Annotated in this window: 30 protein-coding genes and 1 riboswitch; of the genes, 27 read left to right on the top strand and 3 right to left on the bottom strand. The window is 43.3% G+C overall.

Translation table 11 applies throughout. The features are described 5' to 3' along the window. Positions 1 to 4 precede the first annotated feature (4 nt). Positions 5 to 469, top strand: coding sequence for an AAA family ATPase (locus tag Q1A86_RS10005; protein WP_299806035.1), 465 nt, complete (start codon positions 5 to 7; stop codon positions 467 to 469). Positions 470 to 832: 363 nt separating this feature from the next. On the opposite strand, the gene fusA is transcribed toward Q1A86_RS10005, so the two are convergent. Together fusA and bioA are read right to left on the bottom strand one after the other, a co-directional pair. Continuing rightward, positions 833 to 2,917, bottom strand: a complete 2,085-nt coding sequence (gene fusA / locus Q1A86_RS10010) for an elongation factor G (RefSeq protein WP_299806037.1) — start codon at positions 2,915 to 2,917, stop codon at positions 833 to 835. Between the two features lie 402 nt (positions 2,918 to 3,319). Beyond that, the gene (gene bioA, locus Q1A86_RS10015; RefSeq protein WP_299806039.1) at positions 3,320 to 4,660 is read right to left on the bottom strand and encodes an adenosylmethionine--8-amino-7-oxononanoate transaminase; all 1,341 of its coding nucleotides are present in this window, start codon (positions 4,658 to 4,660) and stop codon (positions 3,320 to 3,322) included. A gap of 248 nt (positions 4,661 to 4,908) precedes the next feature. On the opposite strand from bioA, the gene bioB reads away from it, so the two are divergent. The 12 genes from bioB (at position 4,909) to Q1A86_RS10075 (ending at position 15,471) form a co-directional block, all read left to right on the top strand. Next, positions 4,909 to 5,961, top strand: coding sequence for a biotin synthase BioB (bioB, locus tag Q1A86_RS10020; protein ID WP_299806041.1), 1,053 nt, complete (start codon positions 4,909 to 4,911; stop codon positions 5,959 to 5,961). A gap of 212 nt (positions 5,962 to 6,173) precedes the next feature. Next, positions 6,174 to 7,367: an 8-amino-7-oxononanoate synthase gene (locus Q1A86_RS10025; protein ID WP_299806043.1), complete on the top strand. Its 1,194-nt coding sequence runs from the start codon at positions 6,174 to 6,176 to the stop codon at positions 7,365 to 7,367. An 80-nt stretch (positions 7,368 to 7,447) separates the two neighbouring features. Then, entirely contained in the window at positions 7,448 to 8,218 is a 771-nt protein-coding gene (locus tag Q1A86_RS10030) for a methyltransferase domain-containing protein (protein ID WP_299806045.1), read from the top strand. 27 nt (positions 8,219 to 8,245) lie between these two features. Next, on the top strand, positions 8,246 to 8,911 hold the full coding sequence (gene bioD / locus Q1A86_RS10035; RefSeq protein WP_299806047.1) for a dethiobiotin synthase: 666 nt from the start codon (positions 8,246 to 8,248) through the stop codon (positions 8,909 to 8,911). 324 nt (positions 8,912 to 9,235) lie between these two features. Next, positions 9,236 to 10,099 (top strand): protease HtpX, encoded by an 864-nt coding sequence (gene htpX / locus Q1A86_RS10040; protein ID WP_299806049.1) that lies wholly within the window; start codon positions 9,236 to 9,238, stop codon positions 10,097 to 10,099. A gap of 289 nt (positions 10,100 to 10,388) precedes the next feature. Further along, positions 10,389 to 10,736, top strand: a complete 348-nt coding sequence (locus tag Q1A86_RS10045; protein WP_299806051.1) for a cytochrome c3 family protein — start codon at positions 10,389 to 10,391, stop codon at positions 10,734 to 10,736. A gap of 282 nt (positions 10,737 to 11,018) precedes the next feature. Next, the gene (locus tag Q1A86_RS10050; RefSeq protein ID WP_299806053.1) at positions 11,019 to 12,164 is read left to right on the top strand and encodes a hypothetical protein; all 1,146 of its coding nucleotides are present in this window, start codon (positions 11,019 to 11,021) and stop codon (positions 12,162 to 12,164) included. A gap of 276 nt (positions 12,165 to 12,440) precedes the next feature. Continuing rightward, positions 12,441 to 12,992, top strand: coding sequence for a curlin (locus tag Q1A86_RS10055; protein WP_299806055.1), 552 nt, complete (start codon positions 12,441 to 12,443; stop codon positions 12,990 to 12,992). Positions 12,993 to 13,106: 114 nt separating this feature from the next. Beyond that, a complete protein-coding gene (locus Q1A86_RS10060; RefSeq protein WP_299806057.1) occupies positions 13,107 to 13,742 on the top strand; it encodes a LuxR C-terminal-related transcriptional regulator in 636 nt (211 codons plus the stop codon). After that, entirely contained in the window at positions 13,739 to 14,200 is a 462-nt protein-coding gene (locus Q1A86_RS10065; RefSeq protein ID WP_299806059.1) for a curli production assembly/transport protein CsgE, read from the top strand. Before Q1A86_RS10060 ends, Q1A86_RS10065 begins: the two co-directional genes overlap by 4 nt. Before the next feature lie 12 nt (positions 14,201 to 14,212). Then, complete coding sequence (locus Q1A86_RS10070) at positions 14,213 to 14,620, top strand: curli assembly protein CsgF (protein ID WP_299806061.1); 408 nt, start codon at positions 14,213 to 14,215, stop codon at positions 14,618 to 14,620. Positions 14,621 to 14,622: 2 nt separating this feature from the next. After that, positions 14,623 to 15,471 (top strand): CsgG/HfaB family protein, encoded by an 849-nt coding sequence (locus tag Q1A86_RS10075; RefSeq protein ID WP_299806063.1) that lies wholly within the window; start codon positions 14,623 to 14,625, stop codon positions 15,469 to 15,471. 83 nt (positions 15,472 to 15,554) lie between these two features. On the opposite strand, the gene Q1A86_RS10080 is transcribed toward Q1A86_RS10075, so the two are convergent. Beyond that, positions 15,555 to 15,968 (bottom strand): helix-turn-helix domain-containing protein, encoded by a 414-nt coding sequence (locus Q1A86_RS10080; protein WP_299806065.1) that lies wholly within the window; start codon positions 15,966 to 15,968, stop codon positions 15,555 to 15,557. Between the two features lie 196 nt (positions 15,969 to 16,164). Between Q1A86_RS10080 and hinT the strand changes: the two genes are divergently transcribed. From hinT to Q1A86_RS10150, 14 genes are all read left to right on the top strand, one after another. Next, a complete protein-coding gene (hinT, locus tag Q1A86_RS10085) occupies positions 16,165 to 16,521 on the top strand; it encodes a purine nucleoside phosphoramidase (RefSeq protein WP_299806067.1) in 357 nt (118 codons plus the stop codon). Beyond that, positions 16,518 to 17,024: a PaaI family thioesterase gene (locus Q1A86_RS10090; RefSeq protein ID WP_299806069.1), complete on the top strand. Its 507-nt coding sequence runs from the start codon at positions 16,518 to 16,520 to the stop codon at positions 17,022 to 17,024. The genes hinT and Q1A86_RS10090 overlap by 4 nt, the downstream gene beginning before the upstream one ends. Further along, positions 17,011 to 17,517, top strand: coding sequence for a PaaI family thioesterase (locus Q1A86_RS10095; RefSeq protein WP_299806071.1), 507 nt, complete (start codon positions 17,011 to 17,013; stop codon positions 17,515 to 17,517). The genes Q1A86_RS10090 and Q1A86_RS10095 overlap by 14 nt, the downstream gene beginning before the upstream one ends. 51 nt (positions 17,518 to 17,568) lie before the next feature. Next, positions 17,569 to 17,958 carry a YcfL family protein gene (locus Q1A86_RS10100; protein WP_299806073.1) on the top strand — a complete coding sequence of 130 codons (390 nt, stop codon included), beginning with the start codon at positions 17,569 to 17,571 and terminating at the stop codon, positions 17,956 to 17,958. Positions 17,959 to 18,086: 128 nt separating this feature from the next. Continuing rightward, positions 18,087 to 18,216: riboswitch (TPP riboswitch) on the top strand. Between the two features lie 52 nt (positions 18,217 to 18,268). Beyond that, the gene (locus Q1A86_RS10105) at positions 18,269 to 20,407 is read left to right on the top strand and encodes a TonB-dependent receptor (RefSeq protein WP_299806075.1); all 2,139 of its coding nucleotides are present in this window, start codon (positions 18,269 to 18,271) and stop codon (positions 20,405 to 20,407) included. A gap of 60 nt (positions 20,408 to 20,467) precedes the next feature. After that, a complete protein-coding gene (locus tag Q1A86_RS10110; RefSeq protein ID WP_299806077.1) occupies positions 20,468 to 20,728 on the top strand; it encodes a YkoF family thiamine/hydroxymethylpyrimidine-binding protein in 261 nt (86 codons plus the stop codon). 118 nt (positions 20,729 to 20,846) lie between these two features. Then, positions 20,847 to 21,509 (top strand): nicotinamide riboside transporter PnuC, encoded by a 663-nt coding sequence (gene pnuC, locus Q1A86_RS10115; protein WP_299806079.1) that lies wholly within the window; start codon positions 20,847 to 20,849, stop codon positions 21,507 to 21,509. Further along, entirely contained in the window at positions 21,510 to 22,583 is a 1,074-nt protein-coding gene (locus Q1A86_RS10120) for a phosphotransferase (RefSeq protein WP_299806081.1), read from the top strand. A 258-nt stretch (positions 22,584 to 22,841) separates the two neighbouring features. Beyond that, on the top strand, positions 22,842 to 23,789 hold the full coding sequence (locus tag Q1A86_RS10125; protein ID WP_299806083.1) for a DUF6279 family lipoprotein: 948 nt from the start codon (positions 22,842 to 22,844) through the stop codon (positions 23,787 to 23,789). A 44-nt stretch (positions 23,790 to 23,833) separates the two neighbouring features. Then, positions 23,834 to 24,427, top strand: a complete 594-nt coding sequence (locus Q1A86_RS10130; RefSeq protein ID WP_299806085.1) for a DoxX family protein — start codon at positions 23,834 to 23,836, stop codon at positions 24,425 to 24,427. A 233-nt stretch (positions 24,428 to 24,660) separates the two neighbouring features. Beyond that, positions 24,661 to 25,209, top strand: a complete 549-nt coding sequence (locus Q1A86_RS10135) for an NAD(P)H nitroreductase (RefSeq protein ID WP_299806087.1) — start codon at positions 24,661 to 24,663, stop codon at positions 25,207 to 25,209. Between the two features lie 123 nt (positions 25,210 to 25,332). After that, positions 25,333 to 25,932, top strand: a complete 600-nt coding sequence (locus tag Q1A86_RS10140; protein ID WP_299806089.1) for a GNAT family protein — start codon at positions 25,333 to 25,335, stop codon at positions 25,930 to 25,932. A gap of 76 nt (positions 25,933 to 26,008) precedes the next feature. Continuing rightward, entirely contained in the window at positions 26,009 to 26,467 is a 459-nt protein-coding gene (locus Q1A86_RS10145; protein ID WP_299806091.1) for a GNAT family N-acetyltransferase, read from the top strand. A gap of 88 nt (positions 26,468 to 26,555) precedes the next feature. Next, positions 26,556 to 26,960 (top strand): hypothetical protein, encoded by a 405-nt coding sequence (locus tag Q1A86_RS10150; protein WP_299806093.1) that lies wholly within the window; start codon positions 26,556 to 26,558, stop codon positions 26,958 to 26,960. The last annotated feature ends 30 nt before the right edge of the window (positions 26,961 to 26,990 follow it).

The following is a 26,990-nucleotide window of genomic DNA, read 5'->3' on the forward strand; positions in this document are numbered from 1 at the left end:
ACAGATGAAACATGAGTCAAATTATAATGGTACGGCTATTATCATGCGCGGATTACCCGGTAGCGGAAAAAGCTTCTGGGTAGAGGAATTCATCAATGCTTTACCAAAGCGTGGTTGTGATAGTGAGCAATTCAAAGTTTGTTCAACCGATGAGTTTTTCTATCAAGATGGTAAGTACTGTTTTAATGCGAAGGATTTACCTAAGTATCATCAGCTGAACTTAACGCGATTTATTCATGCAATAGCCAATAAAATCCCCTTGGTTATTTGTGACAATACCAATATGGCGCAATGGGAGTTTGAGGATTATTGTGCAGCCGCTAAAGCGGAAGGGTATCGCATTCAGATCCAGCAGATTGGTGAGCCTAAAGACAAAGAACATCAGCTTCTTTGTGCAGATAGAAATAAGCATCGCGTGCCACTCAAAAGCATTATCAGGATGGCTAATGTCTTTGAGCCTCATGGTTAAGGCGACAAAGCGAGAGTTTGTTTATTTTGTCACAGTTGAGTGACTGAGGAAGTAAGCTCTCGTTTATCACTGGCGGTTCAGCCATCCCATCTTTTCTTACTTATTACCGTCTCGAATAAAGCCTTATTTCATAGGCTTAGTCGCGATTACCTGCTGTAGCAGTCTCAGGACACTTATAACAATTTTTCAGTATGAGTAACACCAGGCATTAGGCTGAGCTAAATTCTGTTCAGGGTTATTTCTAGTTTGGGCTAAGTTTTGGGCTAAGGTATTTGAGCTTAGGCAATAAAAAAGCCTGTAGATAAAATCTACAGGCTTTTTGTTAAAGATTAAAACTCAAAAGAGTCATAACTAAATTAATAGTTACTTCTTAGCGTTTCTTTCTTTAACTTCAGCGATAACTTTCTCAGAAACACTGTTTGGACACTGTGCGTAGTGAGCGAATTCCATAGAGAATTGGCCACGACCAGAAGTCATAGTACGTAGTGAACCGATGTAACCGAACATTTCTGAAAGCGGTACGTCAGCCTTAATACGAACACCAGTAACACCAGCGTTTTGGTCTTTGATCATACCACGACGACGGTTAAGGTCACCAATTACGTCACCAACGTTGTCATCTGGGCTGAATACGTCAACGTTCATGATAGGCTCAAGAAGTTGTGCGCCAGCTTTAGGCATAGATTGACGGAATGCGCCTTTAGCAGCGATTTCGAACGCGATAGCTGACGAGTCAACTGCGTGGAAAGCACCATCTTTAAGTTCGAATTCAACGTCTAACACAGGGAAACCAGCAACAGTACCGGTGTTCATCATGCTAGCGAAACCTTTCTCAACTGCTGGCCAGAATTCCTTAGGAACGTTACCACCAACAACAGAAGATTTGAACGTCAAGCCAGTGTTAGCTTCGCCTGGACGGATAACGTAGTCGATCTTACCGAACTGACCAGAACCACCAGACTGCTTCTTGTGTGTGTAGCTATCTTCGATTTCACGAGTGATAGTTTCACGGTAAGCAACTTGAGGCTCACCTACAATTAGCTCAACGCCGTAAGTACGCTTAAGGATGTCTACCTTAATGTCTAGGTGAAGCTCACCCATACCTTTAAGGATAGTTTCGCCTGAGTCTTCGTCAGTTTCTACGCGGAATGATGGATCTTCTGCGATCATCTTACCGATAGCGATACCCATCTTCTCTGAACCACCTTTATCTTTTGGTGCTACAGCGATAGAGATTACTGGCTCTGGGAATACCATTGCTTCAAGAGTACAAGGGTGCTTAACATCACATAGAGTGTGACCAGTTTGTACGTTCTTCATACCAACGATCGCGATGATGTCACCAGCTTGTGCGTAATCAAGTTCGTTACGCTCGTCAGCTTGCATTTCACACATACGGCCGATACGCTCAGTCTTACCAGTTGCACTGTTAAGAATCGTGTCGCCTTTACGTAGCTGACCTGAGTAGATACGTACGAATGTTAGTGCACCAAAACGGTCATCCATGATCTTGAATGCTAGTGCTTTTAGTGGCTCATCGATAGAAACTAAAGCAACTTCGCCAGTTTCGTTACCTTCTTCGTCAGTTAGAGGCTGTGGATCAACTTCAACTGGGTTTGGTAGGTAATCAACAACTGCGTCAAGAAGAAGCTGCATACCTTTGTTCTTGAATGCAGAACCACAGTATGTTGGGAAGAAAGTCATGTCACGAGTACCAGCACGGATACAACGCTTAATGTCTTCCATAGATGGCTCTTCGCCTTCCATGTAAGATTCCATTAGGTCGTCGTCCATCTCAACCGCAGTCTCGATTAGCATTTCACGGTATTCTTCAACTTGGTCAACCATGTCAGCTGGAACGTCAGTTACTGTGTAGTTTTCAGCTTCACCAGTATCATCCCAAACGTATGCTTTACGAGTTAGTAGGTCAACAACACCACTGAACTCATCTTCGATACCAATTGGAAGTACCATTACTAGTGGGTTAGCAGCTAGTACGTCTTTAGTTTGCTTAACAACGCGTAAGAAGTCAGCACCCATACGGTCTAACTTGTTTACGAAGATGATACGAGCAACTTCAGATTCGTTAGCATAACGCCAGTTAGTTTCTGATTGTGGCTCAACACCACCAGAACCACAGAATACACCGATACCGCCATCAAGAACTTTAAGAGAACGGTAAACTTCTACTGTAAAGTCAACGTGACCAGGGGTGTCAATAACGTTGAAACGGTGATCTTTCCAGAAACAACTAACAGCAGCAGACTGAATGGTAATACCACGCTCAGCTTCCTGTTCCATGAAGTCAGTTGTTGATTCGCCGTCATGCACTTCACCTAGCTTATGGATTTTACCAGTAAGCTTTAGGATACGCTCAGTTGTAGTAGTCTTACCCGCGTCAACGTGAGCAAAGATACCAATGTTTCTGTACTTTGATAAATCAGTCATTTTTCTACTCTATTGGAGTTACGTTCTAAAATTCCGCGCAAGTATAGCAATACTTTTCAATTTATTTTATCGATTTTTATCATTCAGGGCTAAATTAAACGAAATATCATAAAAAAATCACATTTTATAGCCAAATTTAAGGTGGGGAATTAAACATGAAGCCCAGACCCTGACTGGAAGAAAGCATTTTTGGCCTAAAATTATTCAAGTAGTATCACTGTATATTTAATTTTCAGTGATTTGTGGGAGAGAATGTGAGGCACGTTCAACAAACTGGTACAAAAAGTAATAAGACGGATGGAGATTGCTTTCAGCAGAAATGTTGTCCGACCTCGGCAAAATTTACTGTTATTGGCCGGACAGAGAAATAAATTAAAGTACAGAAAGGAAGTTCTTTAGTAATTATCCGTGGCTAATAAAAGCACTGGTATCATTGGGTAGACTGATCTGCTTTGCCACTGTTTTCATCGCATTCGTTAATTTGCTTAACTGAGACGAGCTAATGCAATAAGGAGGCATGATATAGATAAGGTTTGAAAACGGTCTTATCCAAACTCCTAAATCGACAAACTTTTGCTGTAGCTCGGCGGTATTGAGTGTGGTATTCATCTCTAACACACCTACAGCACCCAAAACTCGCACATCTTTTACGTTATCAAATTCCGCCGCTTCGGCTAACTCCTGCTTGAGCTGACACTCGATTGCGCTCACTTGTTGTTGCCAACGATTTTCTTTGATGAGTTCTATACTTGCTATCGCAGCCGAGCAAGCGAGTGGGTTGCCCATAAAGGTTGGGCCGTGCATAAACACTCCTGCAGGTGAATCACTCACACCTTGCGCGACTTCATCGGTACAGATTGTCGTGGCTAACGAGATATAACCACCTGTTAATGCCTTACCTAGACATAAAATATCGGCTTCGATTTGGCTGTGCTCGTAAGCAAATAATTTACCCGTACGACCAAAGCCGGTGGCGATTTCATCAAGAATGAGTAGTACGTCATATTTATCACAAAGTTGACGTAGCGAAGTTAAGTATTTTGGGTGATAAAAGCGCATACCGCCGGCACCTTGCATAATTGGCTCTACCAATAACGCTGCAATTTGCTGGTGCTGTTCTTCCAAGAGGTTGGCTATTTCGTTTAGCTCCTCAGGGTTAAAGTTACCATCAAAGCGAGACTGAGGAGCTGGAGCAAATAATTGCTTGGTAACTAATTCGCCAAACATGGTGTGCATGCCGCCTTCTGGATCGCAAACACTCATGGCTGCAAAGGTATCACCGTGGTAGCCGTTCTTAACCGTCAAGATCTTCTGTTTATATGGTTTAGCCCTACCTTGCCAATATTGCAGCGCCATCTTTATTGCCACTTCAACGGAAATAGACCCAGAATCAGCTAAAAAAACCTTGGTTAGCTTAGGACTAGTTATCTCGACCAGCAGACGCGCAAGTTCAACGGCTGGGCGATGTGTAATTCCGCCAAACATCACATGGCTCAATTGCGATGCTTGTTGCTGCATGGCAGTAACAATTTTTGGGTGGCTATAACCGTGGACACAAGCCCACCAAGAGCTCGTTCCATCAACGAGTTTACTACCATCTTGTAATTGCAGCTCAACGCCTTCAGCAGCAACTACACCAAATGAGGGGAGAGCATTAGCCATCGATGTATAAGGATGCCACAAGTGCTCTTTATCAAATTGAAGATCGATACTGTTTATAGTAAATTGATTATTATCGCTCATAAAGTGACCGCTAGTAAACCGTGTGATTAAAGTGACGTTGACAGGTTACGACTTGCAGGTATCCTAAGCAAGTAATTATTTGCTAAATGAGCCAGGTGATAAATTGTAATGGCTTGTTTTTAATATAAAATAGTTTGCCTTCTACATAATGCCGAAAGAACAAAGTGCTTACTTTAATCAAATAAAGTCATAGTGCCATGATAAGAAAGCAGCAGAAATAGTTAAATGTATGAGCAAAAGGGAACAGCATGTCTGAAGTACAGCTAAGAAATAACTGGAAGCGTGAAGAGATTGAAGCCCTATTTGCACTACCGATGAATGATCTCCTATTTCAGGCGCATAGTATCCATCGCCAAGAATTTGATCCAAACGAGGTGCAGATAAGCCGTCTATTGTCGATTAAAACAGGTGCGTGCCCAGAGGACTGTAAATACTGCCCCCAAAGTGCTCGCTATGATACTGGTCTTGAAAAAGAGCGTTTACTCGCGATGGAAACCGTTTTAACGGAAGCGCGCAGTGCGAAAGCTGCAGGTGCTTCACGTTTCTGTATGGGCGCTGCTTGGCGTAACCCAAAAGAGCGTGATATGCCTTACTTAAAGACCATGGTTGAAGAAGTAAAAGCGTTGGGGATGGAAACTTGTATGACGCTAGGCATGCTTTCTGCTGAGCAAGCCAACACTCTCGCCGATGCAGGCTTAGACTATTACAACCATAATTTAGACACATCGCCAGAATACTATGGTGATGTGATCACTACTCGTACTTATCAGAGCCGCTTAGATACATTATCAAATGTGCGTGCATCTGGTATGAAAGTCTGTTCGGGTGGCATTGTCGGTATGGGCGAGAAGGCAACAGATAGAGCTGGCCTGATTCAGCAACTGGCCAATTTAGACAAACATCCTGATTCTGTGCCTATTAATATGTTGGTGAAGGTCGAGGGCACGCCATTTGAAAAACTTGATGATCTCGACCCATTAGAGTTTGTGCGTACCATAGCAGTTGCTCGAATTACTATGCCTAAGTCACGAGTTCGATTATCTGCGGGCCGTGAGAACATGACTGACGAACTACAGGCTATGTGTTTCTTTGCTGGTGCGAACTCTATCTTCTACGGCTGTAAGCTACTGACGACAGCAAATCCTGAAGAGAATGATGACATGGGGCTGTTCAAACGACTCGGCTTACACCCTGAGCAAGGTATCGCTTCAACGAAAGAGCAAGATGAAGCTATGCTAGCTAAAGCGGCTGCACATCAGGATAAAAAGTCAGCTGCATTTTATGACGCGGGCGCACTCTAAAACGTATAACAGTGGTTTTCACAGCAGTAACACAGTTAAAGAGTAACGCAATTAAAGCTTTGTATAATTAACAGCCATCAAACTAAGAGAGTCTTTCACGTTTTCACCATCTCTCTATGTTTTCCTAAGTGATGTAAACAGAAATAAGACAGACCCGCTTTAAACAGAGGCGGGTCTGTTAGGTTATTTAATCTTTAAATCGAGCCAGCTTAATGTCAGAAACTTCAGTTAATCAACCAGTTAAAGAGCCATTGAGCACACGAGTGATTACAAAAAATCGCTCGTTAGATGAACAAGGCCTGCTAAGACAGCGAATTAACCTTGTTTTAGATCCTAGTCAGTCAAACTATTTCGAAGTCGATGCGCTGCCTTACGTCAACTTCAGTAGTAATGATTACTTGGGACTTTCCACTTCGGCCTCCATAATTGAAGCCCTGTATCAAGGAGCAAGAGATTACGGTGTGGGTAGCACTGCATCGCCTTTGGTGGTTGGTTACACGCAAGCGCATCTTCAACTTGAACAAGCCTTATGTGAAGCAACAGGGCATGAGGCTGCAATATTGTTTTGTTCTGGCTTTAGCGCCAATACGGCACTGATGAAGACCTTATTTAATGAAACTGACACAGTGCTAGCCGATAAGCTTATTCATGCTTCGGTTATTGATGGTATTCAAGATAGCGGCGCAAAGCTTAAGCGGTTTACACATAACGATATTAACAGTGCTAAAACTGATTTGGAGCGCTTTAATCCTAGCGCCTTGATCACCGAGAGCGTGTTTAGCATGGACGGTGATATTGCACCGCTAGCTGAACTTTCTGCACTTTGTCAGCAACATAACTGCTGGCTCATCGTAGATGATGCTCATGGCTTCGGAGTCATAGGTGAGAATGGTCTAGGGGCTTCTAATTTATCCGCAGAGATCAAAATCGATGCGCAGCTGGTAACTTTCGGCAAAGCCATGGGGGGCCAAGGTGCAGCCATTCTAGGCAGCCAAGACTTGATTGACTTCCTCGTGGCTAACGCCCGTCAATATATCTATTCGACGGCTTTATCACCCGCTAGCGCTGCAGCTGCTTGCGCGGCGATAAAAGTGATAACAGAGCAGCCTCAACTACATGAAAAGCTCACAGAGAATATCTCTTGTTTTAAAGAAGCGTGTGCAGCCAAAGGTATCGCGCTGACTGAATCGCAAACCGCCATTCAGCCCATTATGCTCGGTGGCTCGGCGAAGACGATGGCCGTGGCAAAAAGATTGAAAGAACATGGTTTTTGGCTTGGGGCTATTCGGCCACCAACCGTTGCTAAGGATAGCGCAAGGCTAAGGCTGACATTGAATGCTAACCATTGCCAGAGAGATATTTTGGCACTAGTGGATGTGTTGGCAACCATATTAAACGATGACTGACTTGAGTCTTCTGCCTTAACTCTTTTTTACAATTTAAACTATAAACCATCAAAGTAATTAATCGTTTAGGATCCAATGCAGTGAATATAGGATCAGATAAGCTTAGCCAAGAGGTTGCAGAGCGTTTCTCTGCAGCCGCTGCACATTATCACAGCTATGATGTGCTACAGCAGCAGACGGCTAAGCGTTTGCTCGGACAAATGACACCAGGTACGCGTTTGCTCGATATCGGTGCTGGGCCTGGCACATGTTTTTCCCAGTTTGAGCATGTCAATCAAGTGTTCTGCCTCGATATTGCCGATGGCATGCTTAAAACACTGAGCAGCAGCTTTCCCACCCATGTACCGATCTGCGGCGATGCCCAACATCTGCCGATTACTGACGCTGTCATAGACAGTATATACTCGAACGTCGCCTTACAGTGGTGCCAAGAGCTGCCGCAAGCCGTGAGTGAAGCCAATAGAGTGCTTATCCCTGGTGGTGAGTTCAATATGAGCATAGTCACTAGAGATAGCCTTAAACAGTTAGCCGAACTGGGCTTTAAAGTGAATAGCTTTATCGATGAGCAGGAGCTACTTGCTTGTTTTAAAGATGATGATTGGCAGCTCGAGTTATGTGAAACTCTCGACGTCACGGTTTACTTTAGCAACTTAAGGGCACTGTTACAGTCGATAAAAGGTGTTGGTGCATCAATTGTTAAGCAACAACAGAGTGCTAATCAGCCCCAAGTCACATTGAGAGGACGTAAAGATTGGCAAGCACTGCAGCTTAAGGCAGAGTTAAATCGAGCCCCTGAGGGCCTTCCTTTAACTTATAACATTAGCTTTATAAAGGCGCGCAAAAAGCGCTAAGCGTCGCTGAGTCAACTTGGAGTAGACATGACTTTTTTTGTAACGGGTACAGATACCGACTGTGGTAAGACTTTGATCTCTTCTGCATTATTAACAGCGGCTAAAGGCGAAACATTGGGCTTTAAACCGATAGCCTCGGGTTGCGAGCAAACTGATAATGGCCTTAGAAACAGCGATGCGTTAACACTGATGGCGGCGTCGAGTATTAAGTTACCTTATGACGACATTAACCCATTTGCTTTTGAACCTGCGATTGCACCGCACCTAGCGGCTGCGGATAAAGGGATCAAGTTAGATCCTAAGCGCATCGAAGCATTATTAAAAATGTCTGAGTTTGTAGGTGCTGATTTTTGTTTAATTGAAGGTGCTGGTGGATGGCGCCTGCCGTTAGGAGAAGGGCATTTCCTTTCTGAGGTGGTCCAGTCAATGCAGTTACCTGTCATTTTAGTCGTTGGTATGAAGCTGGGCTGTTTGAACCATGCACTATTAACGGCTGAAGCGATTAAAGCCGATGGCTTAAATATTGTTGGTTGGGTAGCAAACCAAGTCGAACCTGAGATGGATTATTTAGAGCAGAATATAGAAACTTTAAAAGCTCTACTGCCTGCGCCATGTTTAGGCTATGTACCTTATCTTGCCGAGGCAAAGGCCGAAACAGCAGCTAGCCATTTAGATCTAACACTATTAGCTTAACTGTATTTTCCTTAGTTTAAGCAATTTTGTTCGATAAAAGCAGCCTAATTCAATGGGATATTTCCTGAGTGAATTAGGCTTATCTTTCTGTTAACAAAGATTAATCCTATCTCAATATTATTCTCATCCTTTGCGGAATAAATTAATCTTGTTTTAATGAAATAGACCTAGACTCACATCACTTGATATTAAAGTGGAGTTAGAGTGTCTATTATTAAAGCAATGATAGATAATTTTCTTTCTCTCCCCTTGAATTCTTGTTTTTTGGACATATTATGTCTTCAAGAGTGTATATCAGGTACTTTGTATCCTACAGGAGCTTAAATGAAGCGTATATTTTTACTGATTGCTACTAACATGGCGATCTTGTTGGTGGCATCGATTGTGATGTCTATTTTAGGTGTTAACACCTCAACTATGGGCGGCTTATTAGTTTTTGCTGCAATATTTGGTTTTGGTGGCGCATTTATTAGTTTAGCAATCTCAAAGTGGATGGCTAAGAAGACCATGGGTTGTGAGGTGATTACAACCCCACGTGATAATACAGAACGTTGGTTAGTTGAGACGGTAGCCCGTCAAGCTGAGCAAGCTGGAATTAAGATGCCGGAAGTTGCGATTTACCAATCGCCAGAGCTGAATGCATTCGCTACGGGTCCAAGCAAGGATAACTCGTTAGTCGCTGTGAGTAGTGGTCTACTGTACGGCATGAACCAAGATGAGATTGAGGCGGTTTTAGCCCACGAAGTCAGCCACGTTGCCAACGGTGATATGGTGACACTGACCCTTATCCAAGGTGTAGTGAACACATTTGTAATCTTTGCTGCCCGCGTTGTTGCAGGCATTATCAACAACTTTGTCGCAAGTAATGACGAAGAAGGCGAAGGCTTAGGTATGTTCGCCTACATGGCGGTTGTATTCGTGTTAGATATGCTATTTGGTATTTTGGCGTCAATTATCGTGGCTTACTTCTCTCGTATTCGTGAGTTCCGTGCCGATGAAGGTGCTGCGCGCTTAGCGGGTAAAGAGAAGATGATTGCTGCGTTAGAAAGATTGCGCAGCGGTCCAGAAGCCGGTGCAATGCCAGCGTCAATGTCTGCTTTAGGTATTACAGGTAAGAAATCAATGGCTGAATTAATGATGAGTCATCCACCATTAGAAAAGCGTATTGCGGCATTAAGAGCTCGTTAAATCAGCTCTTGCTAAATAAAGCGGTTCGGGGCGAAAAGCGTCGGACCGCTTTTTTTATAACCAAAATCAAGGGAATAAATAGATGCCCCCATCTTATTCTCAGGCGTAATTTGACTGAGCGCACGTTTTGGTGATTGGCACAATGATATGATCTTTCAGCTAAATTAGTTGCGAATTGGTTAATGCTTAGCTAAATTAACCTAAGTCGTGCTAAAAAATATTGTTTGCAAGATGAAAGCCACCTGACATATAGGTTTTCACTATGCGAACATCAAATGAGGATACAATTGTGAGCAATAAACTACTAAGTGCAATCTTTGGTGCGGCGTTCGCAGCACTTGCTTTATCACCAGCCGCTTTCGCAGAAGGCCAAGAGCTAGCAGAAATGCATGCAGAGATGGACGGGTGTGAGGCGTGTCACGCTGATGGAGAGCCATCGGCAGACGGTGAATACGAATTCGAACAGTGCCAATCTTGTCACGGTACATTAGCTGAAATGGACGCTGTTCACCAACCACATGACGGTATGCTTATGTGTGCTGATTGTCATGCGCCACACGAAATGAACGTAGGTGATAAACCTACTTGCGATAGCTGTCACGATGACGGCCGTACTGCAGAGTCAGTACTTAAGTAATTTGAGTTAACTCAAACGCCTAAAATGAGCCAGCTTATTGCTGGCTTTTTTGTGCGTGAATTTAAATATTGGAGGAATTAACCGCAACGATTTTATAGGGAATAAAATTTTTCGTTTGAATACTTAATGAATAGCAGTAGTACAGGCTTTTACATTGTTTATCAATTTTTTAGCGATATTTCTTTCAGGGCCTGCTTAAGTGTGAATCGTCTTGTGTACGTTGTTTTTATGTTCTAATTAAATTAGGGTGAGGATAATCGATACACTGCAAAGGACTGCATTATGAGGGTTGTACTTGTTTTATTCTTATTCACATTGATCCAAGGTTGTCAAAATAGAGCCAATACCGCTGCAAGCTTACCTAAATCCCCCACGATTAACTATTTTGTCGATGAGACAAAATATAGCATCCCAGAGCCAGAGGCTTTTTATTCGTTAACCCAAAAACAAGTTATTGAGCTAGACCTTTTTTTGCAAAAGGAAGAGATTTCAAAACTGCCACGTCATCGTCAAGCGTTTGCATTCTTACAGTCTCGACTGGTGAATTTTAATTTTCAGGGAGAGAACCTATTTGCGAGTGAGTCATTAGCCAATGGTCGTGGAAATTGTATGGCGCTTGCCATGCTCACTTATGCGATTGCTGAGCAAATGGAGGTAGAGCTTAATTTCCAAGTCATGCATACCATGCCGTTACTTTTGGAAGTGACGGATAAGTTTGCGGTCACTTCTGATCATGTCAGTACATTTCTTTATGAATCGGCACCGAAGAAAAAGGGCTACTTTTCTGGGGGAAACCGTATCCGCATAGATTATTTTCCTGAACGTTATGATAGGGGAGGTAAAATGATTGAACGCAATGAATTCTTGACGATGTTTTATAGAAACCTTGCAGCAGATGCCATGTTGAACGGTGAACTTGAACATGCTTATTTGTTGTTAAAGAAAGGACGCAGTTTTGCCCCAGATTATGGCCCTGGGATAAATATGCAGGCTGTTGTGTTAAGGCTGTTAGGAGATGAGGAAGGTGCTGAGCGGTTGTATCGTTACGGCCTTGAGGTATCGGACAACAAGATAACCTTATTAAGTAATTATCACTTTCTGTTAAGCCTACAAGAGCGTCAGCAACAAGCGTTAGCTATTAAGCAGCGTCTATTAGCCCTTGATGATCCTAGCCCATATAAATGGTATTTACAGGCGATGGACTCAATGGCATCAAATGATTTTGTTAGCGCAAAGGTATATTTAAAGAAGTTTTTGCAAAACACTCATTACTATCATAAAGCCTATTACGATTTAGCTAAGGTTCTTGTGCGACTAGGTGAGTATTCAGAGGCAAAAGAGTCGCTCGACCTAGCACTCAGTTATTCTGAACGAGATAAAGATAAGCATCTGTATAGAGCAAAGCGGCAATGGTTGTTAGCCTTATAGTTTCAGCCGTACTCCTTCGTATGAGGCACCTTGGAGCTCATAATTTGTCGATGATATTGCTTTTGCTTTAGCTATACAGTTGCTTACTCTAAATTTTTGCTACGGGAGGGAAGAAACTAATATCATGAGGCATTAGTAGGAAAGTCTAGGTTTTAATCTTGGGCTAGTCATTTTGTATGGCATCTTTTAATACTCTGGGTTGATGCCGAACATTGAGTTTAGCTACATAATGGCCGCGTTAAATTTACAAGCTCAGTACGAGGCGGTTGATTAGTTATGGATAGATTAAAATGTTTGGGAAAGGTCGCGAGACTTCGAATTAACACTCCATTGGCCCGAACCGGTTTGTTAGCGTCTGTACTTATTTCTCCTTCAATGTTATATGCACAAGATTTAAGCCAATTAGATGAGCTTAATAGTTATGACAATCACGCTGTGATATCTCAATACGGAAATAGCTTAAATGCGACGATCAGTCAGCAAGGTCTAACTAATCGAGCCGTTGTCAGCCAAACGGGCTTCTCGACCCAAATCGATGTTAATCAGGTCGGTAGTCGTAACCAACTAACCGCCTTTCAAAGCGGCGCAGAAATAGAAGCGGCTATTCTTCAGAGTGGCTTTAATAATGTTGTCGTTTCTTCCCAGCAAGGGGCTTATCTTAGTCTCGAAATAGAACAGCAGGGAAACGACAACTTAGCTTCTGTCTTACAGGTGGGTAATGAAAGCTCTGTAACCATTTATCAAAACGGCACCGGCCATGGTGTCTCTGTTATTCAGTATGGCCAAGGTCAATCGGCTCAAGTGACGCAAGGTTATATTTCAAATTAGCCACTTTGCTATTGCGTTATGCTTATGTGAATATTTTGATGTTTCTTTCTCGTTTAAGTGTATTACAATATTGGTCACACGGATGGTGATATAAAATAAACACGGAGTGAGTTTATGTTTAAAGTGACACATTGGGTCATCGTTACCCGTTCGCATCTGTTTGCGGATCTTCTCAACACTAGATGGCCACAAGAGTTTCTGGTCAAACTTCATCGGATCTCTCCTGAACATTTTAATGGTGACCTATTAGAGAGTCGCATTACGATTATCCTAATTGATCTTGCTACTGTCGATGTTCAAACCGCCTATCAGCTCCAGAAACGCATAGAGAAGGGGAGCAATATTGCACGAGTAGTATTTGTACACTTTCCTAAACAAGTTGATGCCAAGTTTTTAGTGCAGTCATCTATTACAGCTGGTGTGTTTTACTCTGACGCTTCATTAGAAGTCATTGGAGAAGGCATGGCAGAGATAGTAAAAGGTAAAGCTGTTATTCCTCAGACTATTATTGAAGCTAATAGCGGCAAAGATCCTGCCCTAGAAAATGTTGAAACTCTCACTATTCGTGAACGGGAAGTGCTACAAGTTCTGCGAGGTGGTAGCACCAACATTGATATCGCGAATAGGCTATTTGTCAGTGAAAGTACCATTAAGACCCATCTCTATCGGGCCTTTAGAAAAATAGGTGTCTCCAGTCGAGGGCAAGCAATAGCTTGGGCACAGACTAACCTACATGAAGTGACTCAGTGAAACGATTGTATTTGTGCTTACTGCTCGTTACGCAAGCTGCTGTGGCAGAGGAGATTGTATTAGATAAACAGTCTCCGCCTGCGGCCAAAAATACCAGTGATAAACCACCTAAAGTTGAAACGGACCTGATTGATGGACTGATCCTCAATAGAGCTATGACTCGTTTTGGGCATCGCTTTTACCGTGAATTTGTGGCGGCTTATCGCGATATTGGAGGTGTTGTTGAACATTCAGGTTTAACAATAGTTGAGCAAGCTACCGCAAGAAGTGGAAGTAAAATTAGTATATTACATAATAGAAAGCCTATTTATATTACGGTTGTGTCGCCGGCAAGTCGCAATATTGACGACCAAGCGCTTGTCGCTGCGTCCCGGGTTAATCAAAAATTAAGACAGAATCAGAGGCAAGCAAGTTGGAGCCAATTTCTCGATCCAGATTTGGCTCCAGATGAGTTTTAACAAGGAATGTTCATGAAAATAATAAAAACTGTCGCTATAGGACTGGTTGTTACGACAGGGGGGGCTCAAGCAACTCAATTGACTTATACCCCTGTCAATCCAAATTTTGGTGGTAGCTACCTAAATGGCTCCTATCTCTTGTCTAATGCGTCGGCACAAAACAAGCATTCAGGAGGTTCTAGCTATGTACCGCCTTCGGCACTCGATCGTCTCGCCAGTTCTCTCGAGTCACGCCTAATGAGTCAACTCTTTAATGATGCGGCAAATGGCGGCGAAGGTTACCTTAGAACCGATGATTTCGAGATCCAGGTCGTGAATGAAGATGGCGCCTTATTGGTACATATTACTGACGTATTGACCGGTGAAACCACGATTATTGAAGTTGGCGGTATCGTTGATAACAGCACTGGAGAAGGCTAATCATGAAAAAGCTAATTCCACTTGTATTGTTAACTCTGGTGAGTGCCTGCTCGACAACTAGTGAAGTTGAACAGATTGAACCTACGTCTAGTCTAATGCCGAAAAGTGAGACCTACTATGATCTTATCGGTTTACCTGCCCCACAAGGAAGCATGGTAGCGGCAGTTTATGACTTCAGAGATCAGACGGGTCAATATAAGCCCATTCCATCGAGTAATTTTTCGACTGCAGTGCCACAAAGCGGTACCGCTTTTTTAGCCCAAGCACTGAATGATTCGAGCTGGTTTATACCTGTGGAGCGTGAGGGGCTGCAGAATCTGCTGACGGAGCGCAAGATTGTTCGAGCGGGTTTAAAAGGGGATGCGGCGAGTTTAAGTCAATTAAATTCGGCACAAATTCTTATGGAAGGCGGCATAGTTGCATATGACACCAACATTCGAACGGGTGGCGCAGGTGCACGATATTTGGGGATCGGTGCATCGGGACAATTTAGAGTCGATAGCATTACCGTTAATCTAAGAGCCGTCGACATTAGAACTGGGAGACTACTTAGTAGTGTTACCACTACAAAGTCGGTACTGTCTAAGGAGCTGACTGCTGGGGTATTTAAGTTTATTGACGCTCAAGAGTTGTTAGAGTCAGAAGTCGGCTATACCTCTAATGAACCTGTGAGTCTGTGTGTCGCACAAGCGATTGAAAGCGCGGTAGTACATATGATTGCTGATGGGATCTGGAAGCGTGCTTGGAACCTTGCCGATACACAAACTGGGCTCGAAAACCCTATTTTAAAGAAATATTGGCTAGAAGCACATTCAGCTGAACGTGTAAATGCAAGGCTAGAACAAGGCTAATTTCAATCTATATATCGGTTTTAATAGACATTAAATAAGGCACCGATTCGGTGCCTTATTTATTACTAGGTTTTGTTAGAGGACTACTTGTTCATTTCACGTTCTTTATTCAAGAACTCGAAACCACTCTTTAAGAAGTTAAAACGCTCTTCATCGGGTAGGGAACGCACTTGCGCTAGCATCAGGCCGAAGGCTGAATCTATCATTAACCTGTCTGACAGCTTTAAGTAACGATAAACGACGGGTCTAAGCACTACCGAGAAATTACCAGTGAAATCATCAAAGCGTTGTTCTTCGATGGCTTGTGTATTGTTCACGAGTTCACGCATACACAGTGCAGCAAGAAGTGCGTTCTTATCACTAAAGGATTGATACTGAGCGGCACGAGAATATCCAGCTCGTTTATGAACATCTGACATATTCAGTGCAATCATGCCTTTTTCCTGCACTAGTTCGGTGGCCGCATTGAGTAGTGCGGTTTCTTTTTCCGTAAGCATTGTCAAATTCCTGCAAATTTTTTTTCATTAGAAGCCGTAATCAATCTAAAGTCAATCATATTGTATAGACAGCTGTTTAAAGTGGCGATGAATGACTTCACGCCAATTGAATGATTTACATCGGGTAATCGCCATCGCCTTAGCTAGATTTTCGAGTATACTATGGCTAGTAATTTCCTTTATTGAGGGCAGAAAAATGGCCGAAGAAACCATATTTAGCAAAATTATTCGACGTGAAATTCCAGCCGATATTCTATATCAAGACGATCTTGTTACGGCTTTTAGAGATATCACGCCTAAAGCACCAACCCATGTGTTGATTATACCTAATCATTTGATCCCAACTGCAAACGATATCAAAGCCTCTGATGAAAAAGCATTAGGGCGTATGATGTCTGTTGCTGCAAAATTGGCGCAAGAGGCGGGCATTGCTGAAGATGGTTATCGCTTGATCATGAACTGTAATCAGCATGGTGGTCAGGAAGTTTTCCATATCCATATGCACTTACTCGGTGGGCTGCCATTAGGTCCGATGCTGAGCCTAGGTGAATGAGTTTAACTAGCGAGCATGACTCATTAACAGGCATGGCGAGCCGGTTCGTTAAACAGTTGACCCAATGCCGTAAACTTAAACTCAAAGTGTTAGAAGCCAGTGGCAAAAAGGTGCTGATGGAGCTGCCTTATGATGCTCAGCTGGTCGGTTATCCTGATACTGGCGTGATCCATGGTGGGGTGATCACCACCTTAATGGACACAGCAAGTGGTTGCGCCGTGGTGTGTTCTATTTTCGATAAATTTCGATTATTAGAGATTTCGCCGACACTCGATTTGCGAGTCGACTATATGAAGCCTGCCGAGCCTCATAAGCCTGTTTATGGTTTTGCCGAGTGTTATAAATTGTCGTCAAGTGTCGCCTTTACCCGCGCGATTGCTTATCAAGACTCAATTGATGACCCTATCGCTCATGCCGTTGGATCGTTTATGCGGATCAGCCCTGAGATGGTTGGCGAAGAGTTTAGATTGGCGTTAATGGGAGAAGGTGATGGCAATGCATGATGAGCTAGAATCTGCCACGGGTTTGGCGCAAGGTGACCCAGTTCATGATGAGGGCGCTAAGCTAGATGTTAAAAGCATCGTCAAAAAGGCAAAAGAGCTTAATGACTTCGGCCATCTGCTCGAGCACGTCCCCTATGCTAAGTTTATTGGCATGGCGGTTGAACGCTTTGGTGACGAGCTAGTATTTAAGCTTCCAGCTAAAGAAGACAACATAGGTAACCCAATATTACCTGCGCTTCATGGTGGAGTGATTGCTGGCTTTATGGAAATGTCTGCGATTGTGCAGCTGATGGTGTTTATGCAAACAAGCAAGGTGCCGAAGGTTGTGGATTTTTCTATCGATTACCTCAGGGCGGGTTACCATAAAGACAGCTTTGCCGAGTGCAAAATTACCCGTCAGGGGCGCCGAGTGGCTAATGTGAGCATTAATTGTTGGCAAACCAATCGTAAGCATCTTATTGCGACTGCGAGAGCGCACTTTTTGATCGACTAAGCGATTAATTGTATAACTAGATAAGGTTTTAGCGTTAAACAGGGGACACAGATGAAAAAGCTATTATTGGGACTTCTTACCGCCGCGGCGATTACGGCGTGCGCTCCACATACCGCTGGTGTTATGGCGGGATCGAATGGAGAGGTACGTGTCGATAGCAACAGCTTCGGCAAAGAGGTACAAGTTAGTAATATCATGGCGCGCCCTGAAGGTGGTTTCTTACGCGGTACTGGCACCATAGCGAGTCAGGTATCAACTGACTTGAGGTTACAGTATAAGTTTACTTGGTTTGATCTCAACGGCATGACTATCGACGATGAAGGGGTGAGCTGGAAGTCGATTAAATTGCACGGTAAACAGCAGATGCAGGTGAGTGCCGTCGCGCCTAATGCCACCGCAACTCGATTTGAGTTATATGTTAGGAAAGCCTTCTCGAACTAGTCTTGGCTGACTAAAGCTTATTTCGGAGTAAATCGGTTAAAAACGTCAGTTAAGCTGGCGTTTTTTTATGCATAGGGTTCATGTTTCTTAATAAGAGTGTCACCGAGTTGTAAATTTCATGTATAATCGCGCTCGCCAAGGGGTGTTAAAGTCTATAAGCCGAAAGTGGGAATTATAGATTTGACTGAGATGTTGAAAAACGAACCCTTTGAACCTGATCCGGCTAATACCGGCGTAGGAATGGGCCACAATTCATTTTCCGATCGCTTCTTTATGTTGCCGGATCTCAAATTTTTTATTTTGAGGTCCTATGTTAAAGTTAAAATCTTATTCGCCTATAGCCCTCGCGGTTATTGCTGCCATCTCATCTCCCAGTACATTTGCTAATGACGACGCATCGCCAACCAAAGACGATATTGAAGTCATGGTTGTCACCTCTGATTTTCGCGGCAGTGCACTAGAAAAAATGCCGTCGAGTGTCACAGTTATCGACCAGCAGCAAATTGAAGATGAGGGGGCTCAGCACTTCGAAGATATCCTCAATAGCATCGCTAATTTTAACTGGTCAGGCGGCAGCTCAAGACCTAAATATTTTCAAATTCGTGGTGTAGGAGAGCAGGAGGAGTACCAAGGCGCGCCTAACTCTTCAGTAGGGTTTGTGGTTGATGATATTGACCTATCCGGCCTGGGTATGGTGTCGAGCATGTATGACTTACAACAAGTTGAAGTGCTAAGAGGACCACAGGGGACTCGTTACGGGGCTAATGCTTTAGCGGGTTTGATCTATCTTAAGAGTAACGATCCAACAGATGTTTTTGAAAATGGTGCAGAAGTGTCATTGGGCGATGATAATCTGCAAACTTTCAGTGGTTTTAGTTCTGGCCCGTTAACCGATTCGGGCAATCTGCTTTATCGTGTCTCACTGCAGCAACATCAACAAGACGGCTACCGAGATAACCTTTATCTTGATCGTAGTGACACCAACAACCGTGATGAGTTTACCGGACGCGCAAAGCTTCGTTGGTACGCCACTGACGATCTAGAAGTTGATTTAACCTTCCTACACGCTAACTACGACAATGGTTATGATGCTTGGACATTAGATAACAATGGCTTCGATACGTTAACCGATGCACCGGGTGTTGATAAACAACGTACTACAGGGTCTTCTGTTAAGTTTACTTATTCTAGCGCTGAGCATTTTGAGTTAACGTCACTGACCTCATTTGCACAATCTGATACTCGTCATAATTACGATGGTGACTGGGCGAACCCTGATTACTGGGCTAGTCGAGATTGCGGTGGTGCGCCTTGCGAATACGAGTACAACTGGGATAAGAAAGGTGAGCGTAAAACTGTTACTCAGGAGTTCAGATTATCTTCTACCGAATCGGGTCGTATTTTTGCAGATAGCACAGATTGGTTAATCGGTGTTTATGGCATGGATTTACAAGAAGATAACGATACGGTTGATAGCTATAACCAGTTATCCGCCGAGTACGAAGCACAAAACTACGCTATTTTCGGACAGTTAGATTCAGACTTAGGTGCAAGCTATGCACTCTCTGTAGGTTTACGTGTGGAGCGTAGATACAGTGATTATAGCGACTCAGCAGGCGACAGTTTTGATCCAAGTGAAACCATGTGGGGCGGCCATATTGCACTAAGCAAGGCGTTAGCTGAAAATCATGAGTCTTATATACGTGTGGCACGTGGTTATAAAGCTGGTGGTTTTAACATGTCACTACCGATTGAGTTAGCTGACAAGAAAGAATATGACACAGAAATTCTTTATAACTATGAGATTGGTTTAAAGTCAACTTGGCTCGAGGGCCAGGCAAGCACTAACTTAGCGCTGTTCTATATGGATAGACAAGATCAGCAAGTAGCGGCTTCACAGCAATCAACTGTGCCGGGTGAAGAGGGGAACTTTATTCTATTCACCGAAAACGCAGGTAGTTCGCATAACTATGGCGCCGAATTAGACGGTAATTGGTACGCTACCGATAACCTGAACCTATACGGCAGTGTCGGTTGGCTTGAAACCGCTTATGGTGATTATCAATATGAAGATAAGTACGGCACCATGGTTGATCTTTCTGGCCGAGAGCTTGCTCATTCGCCTAACTTTACCTTTAGTCTTGGCGCGACTTATCGCAGTGATAGCGGTTGGTTTGCTAATGTAAACGCTAGTGGTAAGAGTGATTTTTATTATTCAGACAGTAATGAGTCTAAATCCGATGCTTATCAAATCTTTAATGCCAAGCTGGGTTATGAGGCCGATATTTGGTCAGTTTACCTATGGGGACGCAATCTATTTGATGAACAATACGGTGTTCGCGGATTCTACTTCGGTAATGAGCCAGACCTAGGTTGGGCAGATAAGCAATATATCCGTTATGGCGATCCACGTCAGATTGGTATGACGTTTAACGTTAAGTTTTTGTAAGACAAACAATTAAGTAAAATCATCATTGAGCCGTACGCGAGTGCGGCTGAGGTCAATAAAATGAAATTAACAGCAGAAATTAGTTGCTACCCACTACAAGATAACTATTTAGACCCTATTAAGTGGTTTATCGCCCGTGTCGATTCTTACGACAATATTCAACGTGTTACCAATGCAATGGCAACGCAAGTCGTTGGAGAATACAGCGACGTGATGTCAATGCTTGCGATTGAAATGCAAGCGGCTCATGAAAAGTTCGGTAAAGCAGTATTCGTATGTAAGTTTATTGGCGGTGAACTAAATTTAAGTCATAGCGAATAACTTAAGTACCGATAATATGGCCATAGCAACTCAATTAATTCTATGGCCATGTTTAGATTTTCGATAAACAAATCTTTATGGGCGAAGCACTTGATAGTGCTAAGTCGAGGACATCTCTATGTCAGAACTTTGGCTAACATTAGTCAATAGCTTTACGGCCGCTTTTGGTGAGGCTCAAGCATTAACGGCTTGGGAGGCGGTGGCGGTATTATTGGCTCTGGCTTATCTTATATTGGCAATGAAAGGCAACATCTGGTGTTGGGCTGCGGCCTTTACGAGTACGGCCATCTATACGGTATTATTTTGGAAAGTATCATTGCTAATGGAGTCAGTCCTTAACGTCTACTACATGGCGATGGCCATCTATGGCTATTGGATGTGGACGCGAGGAGGCAAGGAGCATGATGGAGTCAATATTGTTTCTTGGGGAGTATCCACCCACCTTAAATTAATCGGTGTGACCACGGTCATCGCATTGGTTATTGGTCACTTTATGGCGACACAAACCCAGGCGGCCTTTCCCTACCTCGACGCTGCGACAACCTGTTTTGCGGTGATGACCACTTATCTGGTTGCGAAGAAAGTATTAGAAAATTGGATTTACTGGTTTGTTATCGATGCGATTTCTATCTATCTATATGTCAGTAAAGGTTTGATGCTAACTGCGATTCTTTTTGTTCTTTATATTGGAATGGTGGTGTTTGGCTATATGATGTGGCGCAGTAAGATGAAAGATCAGCAAGCATCTGTCGATGAATCTCTACCAGCTGGCGCAGTATAAATGCTCAGCCCTTTAGCGGACAAATTATCAGCATACCTTGCGCAAGCACAGCTTTCACAAGTCAGTTTGATCGCACCGTTAACCCAAGGGCTGAGTAATCAAAATTACTATATTCGAGGCTTACACCCAAGTAAGCCTCATGCCGCAGAGTGGGTATTAAGAGTCAACAGTTGGGCAAGTTCACAGATCTGCGACCGTCAGTATGAAGTACTCAATTGGCAGCTAGCGAGTCAGATTAAATTGGCTCCTCAACTTGTTTATATCAGCCCCGACAAGCAATTCTACCTTAGTGAGTTTTTCGCTCAAAATGAGCAAAGCTGCTGGAGTGATTTGATTACAGCAAATTCGTCACACCCCATTACTACTATGCAAGTAAAATGGCCGAGTGCCGAGTACAAGTTGCTGGACTTACTCAATGGATTGAGGCAGTTACCAGCTCCTGACAATGTGATGGGATTCGATGAGCAATGGCAGGTATACCAACATAGACTAGGGCAGATGCAACAGCAGTTAAGTGCGCTGGAGATAAAGTCTCATACGGTTGAAACTTGGTTAGGTTTACATCGCCAGCTATCGGCACTCAGTCTGCAAGTGGATGACATGCTAGCAACGTTAGCCGATTGTCTGGTTAATTTGCAGTTTAGCCATAGAGATCTGAATCCATATAATATTTTGGTCGTTGAAGATAAGCTGAAATGCATCGATTTTGAATATGCTTGCAGCTCTCACCCTTTGTGTGATTTAGCCTCGGTTATTGCCAGTCATAGTCTTTCTTCTGAGCAGCGCCGCTGGTTGATAAAAAACTACTTAAGCGAGCACCCAAACTTGAATTCAAAGGCGAGTAATGCACTGCCCGCGGCAGTAGATCTGTATTGGGTCTTCGCTGTATGCTGGGCACTGCAAATGGCATTTGATTGTCTGAAACGAGGTTCTGGCTATGATAGTGATGATGGTTGTGGCTTAGAAAAGCTTGGTCTAAAACATACAGAAATTAATGAGGAAGATAGTCTTTTGTGTGATGATTATTTAACTTATGCCAATCAGTATCGGAATTTAATCGCCAGCTACTCTTAATTTCCAGCTCTTTCAGTCTTTCTTAATACCATTGCTGTTACTGCTGACATCTCACACCACACTCTTCATTTCACATGACTTACGTTACATCATTTACGTTTCATAGGCTGTGTCGCATAGCCCCGTCATAGGGGAAACTTTGGCTTCATTAAGCCTCCGCAAGCTTTATCTTGCTGAGCAAAGTCGGTAGCGAGTTAGGGGGAATTACCAAGCATGTTCTATGCTAGATAAATAGTAGCGAGAGTCAAAGGAGGGGAAATGAGGAGGTTTTGTATCTGTGTTTTACTGCTTGTGACCCTCGTGGGCTGCTCAACGAAAATGGGCTATTACTTTTTGGATTGGGTTATCGAGTGGAAGCTCGAGGAGTACGTTACCCTTAATCAGCAGCAACAGATTGAATTTGAATCCACGCTAAACGAATTCTTAATTTGGCATCGCTCAGAGGAGCTTCCGAGATATGAACAGCAGTTGTCACAACTTTTGATCTTGTTTGACAGTCAAGCATTAACGCCAGCTCTTTGGGCTAAACAGGTCGATGAAGCTAAGGCTCATTGGGCTAGGATCTTAGTGTTTGTTGAGCCATCCCTCGTCGTGCTTATTAGCTCTTTTTCCGATAACCAAGTTCAACAAGTCATAGCGCAATTGAGAGTCGATGAAAAACGGTTGAATCAAAAATATTTAGGTAAAGATCATCATGCCTTAGTCGAAATGGCCGACAAGCGGATTGAGAAACGAGTAAAAAGATGGATAGGAAAGCTGTCTAAACAGCAAATAAAAGCGATACACGAATACAATTTGAGTCGAGCCTCGACCTTAGATATGTGGCTAGAATATAGGCATGAGTGGATCAGACTCTTTGAACAGGCTTTGAAGAATCGACGTAATCAGTCGGCGTTATCCCATAGTCTAAAGGTATTGATGCTTGAACCGGATAGAATTAAGTCGGATATCTACAAGGCCTCTGTCGACAGTAATACTGAAAAGTTTGGTGAGCTGCTTATCCGGCTCAACGGACTGGCTACTAGTCAGCAAAAAAGGCGATTCAAGAATAAATTACAGGGTTTGATAACGGATCTTATCGAGCTAAGTGATCAATCTGTTAATGCACCGCATAACAATAAATCAGAGCAATTAAAAAGTGTGATGAAAGATAGTCTTAGTAATGAGGGTCTATATAGACAAGTACTCTTAAACAAGGGGCTGTAGCGTTAGGCTGGATCCTTATGTGATTAATTTGAAGAGGGAATCAAATGCAATTTGTAAATTTATATCAGAAGTTTTTAAGCATGCTAAAGTATGGCGAAGGGCTTGCGCCACTCGCGTTACGTTTGTATCTGGCTCCTGTATTGATGCAAGCTGGATACAATAAGCTTTCCCACTTTAGTGACACCGCTGCTTGGTTTGGTAACCCTGATTGGGGTCTAGGCCTACCGTTTCCAGAGGTGATGGTAGCCCTTGCCGCAGGTACCGAGTTTTTTGGCGGCGCATTGCTGGTGGTCGGTTTGGCGACAAGACTCATCTCAATCCCTTTAGCTTTCACCATGTTCGTCGCAGCTTTTAGTGTACATATTGAAAATGGCTGGTTGGCGATTGCCGATCCGAGCTCTTGGCTAGCTAATGAGAATGTACTTGCCTCTGCTCAGAAGCTGCAACAGGCTAAAGAGATTTTACAAGAAAATGGTAATTATGAATGGTTAACCAGCTCTGGTAACTTCGTGATCTTAAATAACGGTATTGAATTTGCCATCACATATCTATTTATGCTTTTGGCTTTAGTGTTTATGGGAGGAGGGCGTTACACAAGCCTTGATTACTATATTGCTAAACGAAATGGTATTGCCTAAATCGATATAGATGCGAAATATAGCAGTATCAAAACTGACGAGATCCCACTGGCTAAGTGGGATTTTTTGTATTTTAAGCTTTGGATTTATCGTTTTAGGTAAATTTAACTTTTTGTAAGTCAGTTAAATTTCATAAATATGGGTGGAATATTTTTACCCAATTGATATTCTCGAACACGAATTGTGACGTAAGTCATTCTTTCCCCCTCAGAACGTTTATTAAGGATAATCCGTTGGACGCATTAGAATTATTGTTAACTCGTCAATCTACCCCTAGGCTCATTGCACCAGCACCTAATACACAGCAACTACAAACGATCTTAGATGCCGCAACCCGTGCACCAGATCATGCGGGTCTGACACCTTGGGAGTTTATTATTGCCGAGGAGGATGGGCTCACTCGACTTGGTGAGGTATTTGTCAAAGCGCTGCAAGCGAAAGGAGCCGATGAGGATTATATTGCTAAGGCAAAGAATATGCCCCTGAGAGCGCCGATGGTGATCACTGTGGTGGCTAAGGTAATTGAACACCCTAAAGTCCCAGCGCTTGAACAACAACTTGCAGCCGGATGCGCAGTGATGGCGATGCAACAAGCGGCATTTGCTCAAGGATTAGGTGGCATATGGCGCTCTGGAGAGTTGGCCTTCGATGCCAATGTGCATCAATTACTTGGGTTACAAGCCAGGGATCAAATTGTAGGTTTTCTCTATCTAGGTACTCCAGCGATTAAAGCTCCAACAAAAACACTTAAAGATGGCAAGAGCTTCGCTCGATATTTATAGCGCTTTATCCTAATTATTATGATAAAGATAATGCCTAGGAGTTGAGCTAATTTCATCAAGAATTTGCTTAAAATGAGCCAGTTACCATGCTAGCGTAGAAGAATTATAATTCAGGAGGTTGTGGTGAACGAAGAAGTCAGAGAAACCAGTTTAGTGGGTGAGCATATCGTCCTAGAGCCTTTGTCACTGGAGCATCAAGCCGCATTAAGTATTGCCGTTGCAGACGGTAGTTTATGGGATCTTTGGTATACATCAGCGCCTCATCCAGACGATATGAAAGCCTATATCGAAACGGCGTTAGCGGCCGAATCGAGAGGTGAAGCCTTAGCTTTTGCCGTACGTGATCGCTACTCGGGAGAAATCGTGGGCTGCACTCGGATCTGTAACTGGCAGCAGCAACATCGTCGACTCGAAATTGGTTACACCTGGTATTCAAAGCGTGCTCAGCGTTCGGCAGTTAACACTGAGGCAAAATTACTGTTGCTAAATTACGCTTTCGAAACGCTAGATGTGATGGCCGTAGAGTTTAGAACCCATATTCAGAATCAGGTTGCTCGCCAAGCAATATGCCGTTTAGGCGCCAATCAAGATGGTATCTTACGTAATCATCAAATATTAGATAATGGCACCATCAGAGACACTGTGGTGTATTCAATTATCGATACCGAATGGCCTGAGGTAAAGCAGGGCTTGAAAGACAAGTTATCGGCTTATCAGGAATAGCTTAAGCCCTGTATCAGTGGCACAAGCTGTGCCACTGAATGTTCAATAAAGGATGATAAATCACAAAGGAGTGTCAATGGAACAAGGGTTTAAAGTTGTCAGAGCCTCAACTGAACATCTAGATGCGGTGGCGAAGCTGTTTAATCAGTATCGACAGTTTTATCAGCAAGCCGATGATCTTGCACTTGCTCGTAGTTTTATTGGTCAGCGAATTCATGAAGCTACATCGGTGATTTTTATTGCACTCTCAAGCCAAAATCAGCCTCTGGGCTTTATTCAGTTATACCCGACTTTCTCTTCAATATCGGCTAAAACCAGCCTCATTCTTAATGATCTGTATGTGACTAATCATGCCCGTAAAAGAGGTATTGGTCGCGCTTTAATGTTAAGTGCTATCGATTACGCCAAGAGCCAAGATGTTGCAAGTTTATCCCTGCAAACCCACCATGAAAATAGTCAGGCTCAGGCACTCTATGAATCGCTGTTATTTAAAAAAGATAACGAGTTCTTCAGCTATGCACTTGATATTCATTGAAGGCTAAAGTAGAAATAAGTACTGTACAGAACTCAGCGCTAACTATTAGCAATTAACAGAAGCAACTAAAAGAAAAGGATAACCTTCAATGTTTGCAAAGATGAACCTAGCACTAATTGTACTGGGTGCCAGCGCACTCTCTTTTAATAGCCAAGCTGGAGAGGCGGAAGACGCTTTTGTTAGCGAGCTTGCCGATTGTGCTGCCTATTACCATATCGCCTCCGATGCGATTTCTGCGATGGATGCTCCTCAGATGGCAGCAGTGGTTGATAGATTAACACTCTCGGGCGAGCAGGCGACGCAGCTGGCGAAGCAATATCAAACAGAAGAGCAGGTCTCGGCCGCGATTGTCGCAGCCGCGAAGAAGCATAAATCTTCAATGCCAAATGCTAAAAGCCTAGGCCCATTAATGGGAAAGTATAAAGAGACTTGTAAGAGTATTCTGGCCCAGCCAGAAAAGCGTCTCGATTATTGGACTATGGTTACCATGTAATACGCTTGGGATTATACTTGCCTCGACCTG

The organism is uncultured Shewanella sp. (genome assembly GCF_947497935.1).
Taxonomy (GTDB): Bacteria; Pseudomonadota; Gammaproteobacteria; order Enterobacterales; family Shewanellaceae; genus Shewanella.